General features: G+C 41.8%; 10 protein-coding genes and 1 rRNA gene (1 of these 11 only partly in view). All 11 read right to left on the bottom strand.

The genetic code is table 11. The annotated features are described in order from the left end of the window. Nucleotides 1-132: 132 nt before the first annotated feature. Complete coding sequence (locus R8695_RS03670) at nucleotides 133-1,116, bottom strand: hypothetical protein (protein WP_118510219.1); 984 nt, start codon at nucleotides 1,114-1,116, stop codon at nucleotides 133-135. Between the two features lie 368 nt (nucleotides 1,117-1,484). After that, nucleotides 1,485-3,293 (bottom strand): amino acid ABC transporter ATP-binding/permease protein, encoded by a 1,809-nt coding sequence (locus R8695_RS03665; RefSeq protein ID WP_154780741.1) that lies wholly within the window; start codon nucleotides 3,291-3,293, stop codon nucleotides 1,485-1,487. An 82-nt stretch (nucleotides 3,294-3,375) separates the two neighbouring features. Further along, nucleotides 3,376-5,118 (bottom strand): ABC transporter ATP-binding protein/permease, encoded by a 1,743-nt coding sequence (locus R8695_RS03660; protein WP_118510221.1) that lies wholly within the window; start codon nucleotides 5,116-5,118, stop codon nucleotides 3,376-3,378. After that, the gene (locus tag R8695_RS03655; protein WP_118510259.1) at nucleotides 5,115-5,504 is read right to left on the bottom strand and encodes a YbaN family protein; all 390 of its coding nucleotides are present in this window, start codon (nucleotides 5,502-5,504) and stop codon (nucleotides 5,115-5,117) included. Before R8695_RS03655 ends, R8695_RS03660 begins: the two co-directional genes overlap by 4 nt. A 208-nt stretch (nucleotides 5,505-5,712) precedes the next feature. Beyond that, entirely contained in the window at nucleotides 5,713-6,579 is an 867-nt protein-coding gene (locus tag R8695_RS03650) for a hypothetical protein (protein ID WP_118510223.1), read from the bottom strand. A 5-nt stretch (nucleotides 6,580-6,584) separates the two neighbouring features. Further along, nucleotides 6,585-7,472, bottom strand: a complete 888-nt coding sequence (locus R8695_RS03645) for a metal-dependent transcriptional regulator (RefSeq protein WP_118510225.1) — start codon at nucleotides 7,470-7,472, stop codon at nucleotides 6,585-6,587. A 176-nt stretch (nucleotides 7,473-7,648) separates the two neighbouring features. Next, a complete protein-coding gene (gene hflC / locus R8695_RS03640) occupies nucleotides 7,649-8,515 on the bottom strand; it encodes a protease modulator HflC (RefSeq protein WP_118510227.1) in 867 nt (288 codons plus the stop codon). 86 nt (nucleotides 8,516-8,601) lie between these two features. After that, on the bottom strand, nucleotides 8,602-9,630 hold the full coding sequence (gene hflK / locus R8695_RS03635) for an FtsH protease activity modulator HflK (RefSeq protein ID WP_308418860.1): 1,029 nt from the start codon (nucleotides 9,628-9,630) through the stop codon (nucleotides 8,602-8,604). Between the two features lie 562 nt (nucleotides 9,631-10,192). Next, nucleotides 10,193-10,387, bottom strand: a complete 195-nt coding sequence (locus tag R8695_RS03630; RefSeq protein ID WP_243139564.1) for a HEPN domain-containing protein — start codon at nucleotides 10,385-10,387, stop codon at nucleotides 10,193-10,195. Between the two features lie 105 nt (nucleotides 10,388-10,492). After that, nucleotides 10,493-10,846, bottom strand: a complete 354-nt coding sequence (locus tag R8695_RS03625; protein WP_118510231.1) for a nucleotidyltransferase domain-containing protein — start codon at nucleotides 10,844-10,846, stop codon at nucleotides 10,493-10,495. Nucleotides 10,847-11,175: 329 nt separating this feature from the next. Next, nucleotides 11,176-13,079: ribosomal RNA gene (locus R8695_RS03620) — 23S ribosomal RNA — on the bottom strand (it continues 979 nt past the right edge of the window).

Here is a 13,079-nt window from a genome sequence, read left to right as displayed (position 1 = left end):
TAAAAAATCCAATTTTTTTATTTCTGAACCTATTATATCCACATTCATATCGTTCGTCAAGTTTCATTTTATCTCTAAAATTTCACCCCTTAACTCATATATAAAAAGTAATACTGTCGTTTTATTTAATACCTATTCTGGTAAAATTCCATATTCCTTATATAACCGTTTTCGAGTCTCTGCATTTGTCACAACAGACTGTATTTCTGCACTTCTTCCATCCATAATCAGACGATTAAGCAAAGTGCTTAATCGTTCTTCGCCGATTGCTTCTCCAATCGCTATGCCCTTTGCTTCTCCAATTGCCCTACCCCTTGCTTCTCCAATTGCTTTTGCCTCTGCTTCCGCCTCTTTTTGAAGCCGTTCGAGCCTTTCAGATTCCAGTTCAAGAACTTTTCCACCCATAATCTCACCTATTCCTTTCCGGACTGTTTTTTCATTCCTGCATATATAGTCCGCTATTTTTATGATCAGTTTATTTAAATTCATGTATAAAGCCGTCTTATCTGCTCCTGAAAGTTCTCTTTCCAGATTTATCCGGATTTCCTCATAGTCATTCAGCAAACTTTGGAACATTTCCGGATTCTCACTCATTTCATGAATATCCTTTTCATATCGCATAATATAAAACGGCAGAAGCATCAGTAAATTTTTTTCAAAAATACTGTTTCTCGTATATGTCTCCAATTTCATTGTCGGAACCCAATAATGTACTATGTTCTCATCCGAAAGTACCATCTCTATCTCCAAAAAATCCGGCGTATTCTTTCCGCTTCTCAAATATAATACGCAGGACTTTGGAAAATCCATCCTGTATTTGCGTCCCTGTTTCTGTGCATTTTCAATTGCTATGGAGAAATCATATTCTATCATACGAATTGCCATAGTTGTATCGTCTACACTTTGACATTCAATATGATACAATTTACCAGCAATCTTTAAACAGGAATCCGTGATAATCTCTCCGTTTTCCTGCTGATGTTCATTGCGCAGCTGCACAATCGGTACATTCTCCGAATAAGAAGTATGGAACACTTCATTAATCAAAGGTACTGCCAGATATGGCATTTTCTCAATCATTGTACGAAATACATCATCAAATATCGTATTATTCATTAGATACCTCACTTCTATTCTAACATACGGCAACAATGTTTGAATACCCAATTTGCACAAATATCATAAATAGGATACTCCTTATCTTTCGTACATGCTTTCATAAAGGGAAAAAGATGACCGACTGGTCTGGAACTCGAATATGTAAATTCAGTGTAACAAATACATACAGTTCCGTCAATCAATAGTTTTCGACACATCAACACTGCTCTTGAAAATTTATTCCTTACGTTTCAGCAACAAATTTTTAGGACATAATACACAAAGCTGTCACACTACATAAGCAATTAGTGTAACAGCCTCTCTTCTATAAGCAGTCCTCATAAATAATGAATTTAAGAAGATTGCTATAAGTTCTGATATTAGGATTACGAAATCCTGCCATCTTTCATTTCAAATACAGTATCAACGATATTCATAGTAGATTTTCTATGTGATACAAGTATTACAGTCTTTTTCTCTGACGCTTCCCGCAGAGATTTCAGGATGATTCCTTCATTTAGGGAATCCAGATTGGATGTTGGTTCGTCCATAAGGATCAACGGACTGTCATGTAAGAATGCCCTGGCGATTCCGATTCGCTGTTTTTCCCCGCCGGATAAGGTATCCCCCAATTCGCCGACTTCTGTGTCGTAGCCTTTCGGAAGTTTCATTATAAAGTCGTGAATAGAAGCTTTCTTTGCTGCTTCGATGATTGCTTCTCTGGAAGCCCCCGGACTACCTACTGCGATGTTATTAGCAATGGAATCATGGAACAGATGAGTTTCCTGTGTTACGTAGCTTTCCATATCTCGCAGATGTCTGGTTTGGATTTTTCTTATATCTTCGCCATCTACGGATACACTTCCCTGATTTACATCCCAGAAACGCATGAGCAGTTTCAGGAGTGTAGACTTGCCAGAACCGCTGGCTCCGTGGATACCGGTGATCTTGCCTGGCTCCAATTTCAGGGAATAATCATCCAGGATTGTTTCATTTTCGTAAGCAAAGGTAACATGCTGTGCTTCTGCACCTGAGAATACATTTACGCTGTTCTTTGCTCTGCCTGTTAAAATACCTCTCAAAATATATTTTTCTTTTTCCGGACTATTATTTTGATTTCTTATATCATTATCTGTATTTTCTGAGACAATAGATGTATTTGAAATTTCATTATCAGAATCAGTTCTTATATCCACATTCCCGGAGATTTCTTCCACCATGGGTGTTTCTTCCAATAAAGACAGAACCCTCTCTCCGCTTGCCAGCGTCTGATTCAGATTGTTGGACAGACTGGACAGTGCCACCACCGGTCCGAAAGAACCCATCATTGCAATGGTACAGGTCAGGATTCCCTCGAATCCGATCTCTTCTTTTCCGTAAAGCCATACAGTCAGTGCCAGCATTCCAAAGGATGCCAGCAGAATCACCAGATTTGTAAATGATCTCTGAGTGCCTTCCATTTTGCTTAATTTCTCCTGCATTCCCGCCAGGCTTCTGGAGCGCTCAGACATTTGTTCTTTTCGTTTCTCCCCCTGATCGTACTGGATTGTTTCATCCAGACCACGAAGGGAATCTAATACAAAGCTGTTCAATTCCCCGAAGTTTGTACGAAATTCCATTCCCATCTGACTTCCACGTCTGCCGTTCCACATAGGGATCACAACTCCCACGACCAGATAAGCTGCCAGCGCAAGAATTCCTGCCAGCCAGTGATATCTTCCGATAAAAAATACCATAACCAGAGAAGTCAGAGCTGCAATGGCAATCGGCGATATTGTGTGTGCATAAAACACTTCCAGAAGTTCAATATCTGTTGTAATGATAGAAATTAGGTTTCCCTTGTCCCGGCCTTCCAGCTTCGCCGGACAGAGTTTTCGCAGTGCTGCGAATACTTTGTGACGGATGATTGCCAGAAGTTTAAATGCAATAAAATGATTGCAGTATTGTTCCGCATAATGCAGTATTCCGCGTAGAACTGCTATGATGATCATTACAGTTATGATCGTTTTTATACTTCCTGCACCTCTTGCAATAACTCCATGTACAATTACCTGCCCTGCAAGAATAGTCAGGAAAATAGCACAGAGATATCCGGCTGTTCCCAGGATGATCGCTGCCAGCATGATATGAAGCAATGGTTTCACCAGACCGATCAGACTTCCCATAATCGAGATAGCACTTCTGCGTTTTTTCATTGTGACCGCTTCATATGATGCTATGCTTTCATTCACCATCTTCTTTTGTACTGTACTTTTCTGTACGCTTTTTTTATTCGTATCAGACATCCAAAGGTTCCTCCCTTCCATAGTTCTCCAATGCCATCTGGCTGTCATACAGATGTCTGTATTCACCATTCAATTGCATCAGCTCTTCATGTTTTCCACTTTCCTTTATTTCTCCATCTTTCAGGAAATAAATCTGGTCGGAATTTACCACATTTGCCAGTCGATGTGAAATCAGAAGTACTGTTTTTGTTCTGGCAAGCTGGTGGATCACATCCATAATCAGTTCTTCACTCTCCACATCAATATTGGAAGCAGCCTCATCAAAAATATATACTGCCGAGTCTCTCAGTAATGCTCTGGCAATCGCCAGCCTCTGGCATTGTCCGCCGGACAGGTTGCCGGCTTTTTCCAGAAGTTTTGTCTGCAGTCCGTCCTGAGTCTGCAGAAATCCCAGGAGATTTACCTTAACAAGAACTTCCTCCATTTCCGCTTCTGTTGCATCCGGTTTTGCCATTCTAAGATTCTCTTCCACTGTTCCCTTAAACAGATAACTGTTGTGGCGGACCAGTACCACATGTCTCATCAGATCCGTTTCCTTTACCTGGGAAAGCGGCACACCGCCAATAGTAATCTCTCCGGTAAATCCTCTGTTCTTTGCAGAAATGATTCCTGCGATCGTACTCTTTCCGCATCCGGATTCTCCTACCAGAGACACAAAACTTCCCGCCGGAAGGTACAGATCGATTCCTTTTAAAATCTCTCTATCTTCTTCATATGCGAAATGTACATTCTTAAAAGAAATATCCAATGATCCTTCAGGCAAAATCTTCTCTCCTGTCTGTGGTTCCGGTAAATCTAATATTTTAAAAATCTTGTCACTTGCCGCCATACCATTCATTGCAATATGGAAAAAAGATCCCAAAAGTCTTAATGGCAGAAAGAATTCACTTGCCAGAAGAACTATACATAAAGTTCCGGAAATGCTGATATTTCCTTTCAGAAATTCAGATACTGCCACTGCCATACCAATTGCTGCACCGCCATATGCCACAATGTCCATCACGCTGGTAGAATTCAACTGCATGGTCAGAATTTTCATGGTGATTCTGCGGAAGTTCTGAGATTCCATGTCCATCTCGTCTGCCTTTTGCTGATCTGCCTGATAGATTTTCAGAGTTGTCAGTCCCTGCAGATTTTCCAGAAAAGAATCTCCAAGGCCAGTATAAATGCTCCAGTATTTATCCAATAACTTCTTCGCAATTTTCTGTACTGCCACAATGGAAACCGGGATCAGCGGTACGCAGATCAGAAGGATTATACTGGCTTTCAGGCTCACTCTGCTGAGAATGACAAACAGTGTCACCGGTGCGATCAGACTATAAAATAACTGCGGAAGATATTTTCCGAAATAAGTTTCCAGTTGCTCCACACCTTCCGTTGATACCTGAACCACCTCTGAAGAAGATACCTGTTCATTATAGGATGCTCCAAGCTTCAGCATCTTTTCATAAATCTTTTCACGCAGGATACGCTTCACATCCACACAGGCCAGATAAGATGATCTTGCCCCCATTCTCTCACAAATGAATCTAATGATCACTACCAGAATCAGCGCAATTACTGTTCGTTCAATGACTGCTGTTGTCACATTCTGATATACGACCTTTTCCAGTAAATCTGCGATTGAAAAAACTGCCATCACCTGCGACAGAAGTGCTGCCCACTGCCACAGGATCGTATATACAATATATTTTTTCGCATGGGATAATAATCCCACCAGTCTTGTTTTTATCATAAGTTCCCCTTTTCTTTTTCTGTTTTTACTCTCAAGAAAAAATACAATACATGGCAGATCCAGACCACGATCAGACAGATTCTGCCAATCGGCACATTTTTCATACATAAAAATCCTATGCCCATGATTACAGTTACCGTTCCCATGATGCGGAGTTTTGTTCCCATGGTCATAGCTCTTTTCTGCACAAAACTGTCGAGATGTTTCTTATATAAATTTGTTTCAAGAAACCATGAATGAAGCTTCTCTGAACTATTGGCAAAAAAGAATAACGTTGCCATATAAAATGGAACTGTGGGCAGAATCGGCAGTACAATCCCCACCGTCCCAAGCCCAAGACACAAAAATCCCAGTGTCATCCAAAAGATTTTGAGTGTATGTTTCATAATTTTCTCCATCCTTTTCTCTATCTGGTTATCTATTGCTAACCGTCAGGTCATTGTATCAGTACTATTGGATTAGCGTCAACTAATTTTTGCAGTTTCGTTCCTTATGAGAACGGTTTATGAATTTCTGAAATACCTGTAAAATCAGCTTTTTGTCATAATTGTGCATAATAAAAAGGCCGAACTTTCTTCATTTCGACCTTTAATCCTACATCCAGAATGTCAGCACTGCTGTACTCTCCGGCATATGTGCGTTTCCAATATTACAGGCAACAGTAATGTGAACTGTGCCCTTTACATTTCCCATCCTCCCACGGAAAAAATGACAGGCACTGAGCGGAATTTTCAGATGTCCGTCCTTTATAACCGCTTCATAAAGCTGTCCCTGCTTCTCATATTTCAAAGAAGAAATATGTCCCCACATCCTGGTTCCATCAATCCTGGATCGTCCGTTAACCTCCCGGATTGTCAGCTCCAGCCAGCTTCCGCGTGTATTATTTCGAATAAGTGCAAGATGCTCAAATCCCTGATGAGCCATGGAAATCCTGGTTTCACTGTTTCTGCTCATCTGATGAACCGCAATCCCAACCTGAAACTTTCCTTTCTCCAATATTTTCTCAATAAAATATGTATTCGGCTCCCTGCTGTGCTGACTATCTCTGGCATATTCCTGACTCTTATCCTGTTTCTTTATATGCTCGGCAGTCTGCCTCCCATTCCTTATCATATTCCTGAGCAGATCATAATCTACATTCTCAATCAACTGCCGCATCTTCTCAGGAATCTCTTTTTCCTGAATATTCATTGCCTTCAGATACAGTTTCACATCCCGCAGAAGTTTCTTGTAAATCAGTAAGGCATGCGTTCCCTCGGCAGTAAACTCATATTTCTCCGTCAGATATCCTCTCTCCATGCACTCTTTAAAGAAACGACTGACCGGTCCATGACTCACCCCACAGATGTCTGCGATCATTGTAACACTTCCACGCTTTTTCCCCACCTTTTCCAGTTCTATAAGATACTGGATCTGAAGCATTGAGGGATGCAGAAGATCCACACTATCCTGTTTATTCATGCCCCTTATCCCTCCGACTTCCAGATATGTACATCAAGTTCCCGGCTGTTCCAGTCAACAGGCTTCTCACCTTTTCTCGTAAACGCAATCAGTGCGACTCCCTCTATGATCGGATCCTGACATCGGGTTAGAAACTTAAATGCAACAGATGGTATCCGGGGATTTTCCATTCTCTCTTCCGCCTGTATCCATCCCTGTTCCGGATCTTTGTACCATAAATTCTGAGATGAAGCCTCACCTTCCCTTTTGATCAGTTCAAAACTGCTCTCATCTTCTGTAACATGCAGCCGGATATTCTCAGAAAAACGTTTAAATTCCCTGGCAAATCTTCTCGGATACGTCTTCTCTATCTGGTAGATTCCCATAAGAAACTGATAACTCCCCGGCCGGTACCAGCTACGCAGATCCGGCTGCTTCAAAATCCTCTCAAAAGTATCTCCATAATCCACAAAATTGCAAATCTGCTGAACCGTCTCCTCACTGATCACATGCTCCATACGACAGGCATCCTCTTCTGCCTTCTCCTCTGAAACACCCACAAACTGCAGAAACTGCCTCAGAATTTCATGACGATATTGAAATTCCTCACCTGTAATCTTCCCAAGCTCTGTGAGAAAAATCCCTGATTCAGCTTCTTTCCCCTGTAATCCTGTATACGTCTCTTTCTCCTCGACAACATATCCATGATTTTTTAATTGTTTCAGACAAAAATTAACTTCTCTTCTGCTCATATTCATACGGCCGCATAACTCCTCAACCGTAATCTCTGCTCCTGCATTCGCGATCAGACAAATCTGCTCTAACATGTCTTCCGCAATCTCACGTCGTGAAGATGGAAGCTGAATATTCGTTTCCTTTATTTCTTCAAAATCAGTTTGCATCAGTTTTCTCATTTTGATCCCACCTGAATTATTCTATAATAATTTTCTCTCCAAGTACCTTATATCAGCAGATTAGTTTTGGCTAATTTGTATTATATGAACAATTCTGCGTTACTGTCAAGCCAATTCTATGTTTCTGTTTTTTATTCGAATTTGTAAGATTTTTATAAATTCGAAGCCTTCTTCTTTTATTTCCCTTCAAAGATCTGAGCGATCGGTGAATCTGCAGACAGTATCACTGTTTTGTCCTCACCTTTCATAGATGTCTTCAGCGCATCCAGGCTTCTCACAAATGAATAAAACTCACTTCTGTCCTCTTCTCCATAAGCCTGCGCAAGGATTTTCATATATTCCTGCTCACCCTCCGCCTCCAGGATCTCTGCCTGTTTTTTTGCATCAGAAATCTGGATTGCTACTTCTTTGTCTGTTTTATTTCGGATCACCTTTGCTTCAGAGTTTCCCTCTGCCTTGTAAGTCGCTGCAATATTATCCCGTTCAGAAATCATTCGTTCATACACAGCTTCCTTATTATCATCTGGCAGGTCCAGCTGCTTGGTTTCGAATTTGAGAAGTTCGATTCCATACTGATCCATGTTTGTTCCTATTGCCTCCATGACCATATCAGACAGTTCTCCGTCACGACTTGTGATCACCTGATCCTGTGACATACTGCTGATTGCATTTTTAGTGGCATTATACACAGCGGTATTAATTCGGCTCTCGCCGCTTTCCACAGAAGAGTTTAATGTCTGTGCAAATTTAAGCGGATCGCTGATTTTCCAGAGAACATAACTGTCACTGATCATCGTTTTCTTATCTTTTGTAATTACATCAGATGCTGCAAGATCATACAGCAATGTTTCCTTTGGCAATGACTGTGTACTCTCTATAAACGGAATCTTAAAGCTGATTCCCGATGAACTGATCACCCTGTCAACCTTACCAAACTGACGGATCAGCTTGTATTCATTTTGCTGAGTTACCGTTACCGACGCTCCGACAGCTACAACCACTGCAGCCACACCAATTAATATTCCAACTCTCTTACCTTTCATAAATTAGTCCTTTCCAAATTATATCTCTATCCTTCGTATTTCATTTACCAAAACACTTTTTATATGAAATATTTTCTGTCATTTCTTTATTCATTCTCAGAATCATTTAAATCTTGTGTATCCTGATAACTCTGCGGCTCTGTGTTCAGTGTCTCTGTTGAATTCTCTGAACTATCCCCTGTAAAAGAATCTAACGGCAGAACCTTCTGAACTCCATCTCCATTATCAATCACAATCTTCATTCCCGGCAGCACATCTTCCATTGTCTCGTAAAACATGCGCTTCTTTGTGATCTCCGGATTTTTTACATACTCCTCATACATGGCATTAAAACGTGCAACCTCAGCTTCCGCTTCATTAATCCTTACCTGTTTCTGTGCCTCAGCATCCTGAATGATCTGGTCTGCTTCTGCCTCAGCTTCCGGAAGCTTTTCATTTCTGTATTTGTTTGCATTATTCAGAGCAGTTTCTTTTCCCTGCTTGGCAGTTTCTACTGCTTTAAATGCTTTCATAACTTCCTGTGTGGGTGGTTCTGAATCCTGGATTGTGATATTCACAAGCTGGATTCCCAGATCCTGTTCCTCCATCTGCTTCAGTATCATTTCTTTGATCTTGCTCTGGATTTCACCTTTTCCGGTGGTAAGTACTTCATCCACATCATAACTTGCGATTACTGTACGGATACAGCTTTGAGAAATATTTTTCAGAATATCTTCCGGTTTCTCTGAATTATAAAGATATTTTACCGGTTCTAAAATTCTGTACTCAATAAAGAAATCTACATCAATAAAGTTATAATCCGAGGTAATCATAATGCCTTCATTCTCAACCACCGAATTATCTCCCATACTATATCCAATAGGAAATCCCTGGATCGTTGTATTTACTTTCTGTACTTTCTGTATAAAAGGAATCTTAAAATGCAGTCCTGTTTCTGCCACTGCCTTCGGCACTCCGAAAGTTGTCAGTACTGCCTGTTCTTGCTCCTGGATCTGATAGGTAGCATCTCCTGCAAGCCCTGCAATAATCACCACCCCTGCTACTCCTATTACAATACGTTTCACATGTTTTCCCGGTTTCTGTAATTTTTTAAATGGATTTACTTTTTCGTTCACTTTTCTCCTCCGTTTCACCATTTGACATAAGTAAATATTTTGCTTCTAAAATTTCTGAAGAAAAGAAAAAGACTTTCATTTCAGACATAACATGAGCTCTTCTCTTAATGTCTAAAACAAAAGTCTTGCCGATTATATCATAATGCGGGCATTCTTAATCTGCCGTTCTGACGCATTTATGTACCATTTATAGGAAAAACAAGTCCAGTTCTTCATATCGATGGCCGCTACTCCCTTTTCTTTGAGCAGCATCATATCATAACTATTTACAAAATGCAAGAAATATTTTTACGTAATCTCAGTGATATATTATACTTAACATACAATGCTGAGGTCAAGCGAATATTCACAATCCGCTTCTTTGTCTGCTCACAAGAAAGAATTCTGTTTACAGGATTCTCCACCTGCAGCGGGTCGTTCCAGCGACAGTATTCTGTATATATATTTCCATTTTCAAACATTTTTTAGAGCTGACAGCACCAAACAAAAATATCCTGATAGTTACAAGGCTATCTGGCTCTGCAACTTGTTCAGGATATTTTTATTTTTGTGTGATTTCTGTTTATACCTCACTCTTTTTTAATTTTCGTTCTAACTCTAAAACTTCTTTTCTGCATAATTCTATTGCATCATTACAGGTTTCCACATCATCACCATCTATCTCTATGCTATCATCACCAGGGTATCTGGTTGAAAAATAAAAACCATCTATCATTCTCATATGTGTCTGCGTATTTTTTGAAAACTCTGCTCCCATATTTCCTTTTAGAAATTTCATCAATCTGTTCAGACTAAACTATCCCCGCATCATAAGAAGCTTTAAAATATTGAAAATCATTTTCTGCAAAATCAAAATAACTGTTTAAGGCCATATCTGAATTCCTTCCTTTCGCACATTTGTATAATACAGCATTTTGTTCCTTTTCCAGTCATCGTCAACTACAATTTTCAGATCCGTTTCTGCATCATCCAATTCCTCAGAGGATACTTCTGATTTTAGAAGATAAAGATATTTTTTAAGTTCCGGCCGGGAGCGGAATGACTCTGACAGTTCCAGAAACAAATCAACATCACTGCTATATTTCTCTTCTCCCCGTGCACAACTGCCATACAGATATATTGTCTTAATATAAGGCTTTATGCATGATGACTGAATAGTTCTTAAAGCATACTCCGCTGCATTTCTCTGTCGTTTTGATCTGATACATATCAGCATTTTCTATCCCTCCGTTTTCTCTGTATATTATTTCCAAATTATACTTACATTTTCTACTTCAGGATTTCTTTGTAAAAAAATTATAACATTCCTGATCTTCTATGTCTATCTCCCATATTTCTGAAGAAAAGAAAAAGACTTTCCGAAACTTTTTCAAATAATTTGGTCAGGAGGATTAATTCATGAAAGCATACAAACTATCTTATATAATTTTATTATATTTATTTTTACGTACAAAAAAACCAGCTATCATCTAGCTGGCTTTTTCTGTACCTTCAAAACTACATACATGTTGACATTTCCTTGAGATTCATTACTTCCTGCGATTCTTGGTCAAGCCCTCACCCGATTAGTAACAGTCAGCTCCATGCATTACTGCACTTCCACCTCTGCCCTATCTACCTCGTCGTCTTCAAGGGGGTTTACTTCTTTCGAATGGGATATCTCATCTTAAGGGGGGCTTCACGCTTAGATGCCTTCAGCGTTTATCCCTTCCGGGCTTGGCTACTCGGCCGTAGACTTGGCAGTCTAACCGATGCACCAGCGGCCCGTCCATCCCGGTCCTCTCGTACTAAGGACAGCTCCTCTCAGATATCCTACGCCCACGCCGGATAGGGACCGAACTGTCTCACGACGTTCTGAACCCAGCTCGCGTACCGCTTTAATGGGCGAACAGCCCAACCCTTGGGACCTACTACAGCCCCAGGATGCGATGAGCCGACATCGAGGTGCCAAACCACTCCGTCGATGTGAACTCTTGGGAGTGATAAGCCTGTTATCCCCAGGGTAGCTTTTATCCGTTGAGCGATGGCATTCCCACTTAATACCACCGGATCACTAAGCCCTACTTTCGTACCTGCTCCACCCGTCGGTGTCGCAGTCAAGCTCCCTTCTGCCTTTGCACTCTTCGAATGGTTTCCGTCCATTCTGAGGGAACCTTTGGGCGCCTCCGATACCCTTTCGGAGGCGACCGCCCCAGTCAAACTCCCCGTCTGGCATTGTCCCACCGCCGGGTCACGGCGGCTGGTTAGAAACCCAATACTGCAAGGGTGGTATCCCAACAGCGGCTCCATAATAACTGGCGTTACTATCTCCTAGCCTCCCACCTATCCTGTACATGCAATACCGAGTCCCAGTACCAAACTGGAGTAAAGCTCCATGGGGTCTTTCCGTCCTGGCGCAGGTAACCAGCATCTTCACTGGTACTTCAATTTCACCGGATGCATTGTCGAGACAGCGCTCAAATCATTACGCCTTTCGTGCGGGTCGGAACTTACCCGACAAGGAATTTCGCTACCTTAGGACCGTTATAGTTACGGCCGCCGTTTACTGGGGCTTAAATTCAAAGCTTCGCTTGCGCTAACCTCTCCTCTTAACCTTCCAGCACCGGGCAGGCGTCAGCCCATATACCTCACCTTTCGGTTTCGCATAGACCTGTGTTTTTGCTAAACAGTTGCTTGAGCCTATTCTCTGCGGCCTCATTTCTGAGGCACCCCTTATCCCTAAGTTACGGGGCCATTTTGCCGAGTTCCTTGACAATGCTTCTTCCGCCGGCCTTAGGATTCTCTCCTCATCCACCTGTGTCGGTTTACGGTACGGGTACGGTATAAACAATAGCGGCTTTTCTTGACGCATGGCTCACGGACTTCGCTACTTTATTTCGCTCCGCATCACGGCTTCCCATTGCCACCCGGATTTGCCAGAGTGGCTGGTACCCCGCTTGCACCGGGCTTTCCATTCCCGGCTTCCGCTTTCCTTACGTGTCCCCACAGTTCTGTCATACCGCAGTACAGGAATCTCCACCTGTTGTCCATCGGCTACGACTCTCGTCCTCGCCTTAGGCCCCGACTTACCCAGAGCAGATCAGCTTTACTCTGGAAACCTTGGATATTCGGCCTAGAGGATTCCCACCTCTATCTCGCTACTCATTCCGGCATTCTCTCTTCCATGCAGTCCACAGCTCCTTTCGGTACTGCTTCTTCCCGCATGCAATGCTCCTCTACCAACCTTTCGGTTCCTTAGTTTCGGTGGCGCGTTTCAGCCCCGGACATTTTCGGCGCAGGACCTCTCGACCAGTGAGCTATTACGCACTCTTTGAATGGATGGCTGCTTCTGAGCCAACATCCTGGTTGTCTTCGAAATCCCACATCCTTTTCCACTTAACGCACACTTTGGGACCTTAACTGAAGGTCTGGGCTCTTTCCCTTTTGACCGCCCAACTTATCTCGTGCAG

Source organism: Blautia luti (assembly GCF_033096465.1).
Taxonomy (GTDB): domain Bacteria; phylum Bacillota; class Clostridia; order Lachnospirales; family Lachnospiraceae; genus Blautia_A; species Blautia_A luti.
The sequence above is the reverse complement of the archived record's forward strand: the minus strand, read 5'-3'. Positions and strand labels throughout refer to the sequence as shown.

Excerpts from the sequence above, each read along its gene's own strand:
- R8695_RS03670 (WP_118510219.1), bottom strand. The coding sequence starts at position 1,116 with ATGAATAATACGATATTTGATGATGTATTTCGTACAATGATTGAGAAA.
- R8695_RS03630 (WP_243139564.1), bottom strand. The coding sequence starts at position 10,387 with ATGGGAGCAGAGTTTTCAAAAAATACGCAGACACATATGAGAATGATA.
- R8695_RS03665 (WP_154780741.1), bottom strand. The coding sequence starts at position 3,293 with ATGAAAAAACGCAGAAGTGCTATCTCGATTATGGGAAGTCTGATCGGT.
- hflC (WP_118510227.1), bottom strand. The coding sequence starts at position 8,515 with ATGAAAGGTAAGAGAGTTGGAATATTAATTGGTGTGGCTGCAGTGGTT.
- R8695_RS03625 (WP_118510231.1), bottom strand. The coding sequence starts at position 10,846 with ATGCTGATATGTATCAGATCAAAACGACAGAGAAATGCAGCGGAGTAT.
- R8695_RS03655 (WP_118510259.1), bottom strand. The coding sequence starts at position 5,504 with ATGAAACATACACTCAAAATCTTTTGGATGACACTGGGATTTTTGTGT.
- R8695_RS03660 (WP_118510221.1), bottom strand. The coding sequence starts at position 5,118 with ATGATAAAAACAAGACTGGTGGGATTATTATCCCATGCGAAAAAATAT.
- R8695_RS03645 (WP_118510225.1), bottom strand. The coding sequence starts at position 7,472 with ATGAGAAAACTGATGCAAACTGATTTTGAAGAAATAAAGGAAACGAAT.
- R8695_RS03650 (WP_118510223.1), bottom strand. The coding sequence starts at position 6,579 with ATGAATAAACAGGATAGTGTGGATCTTCTGCATCCCTCAATGCTTCAG.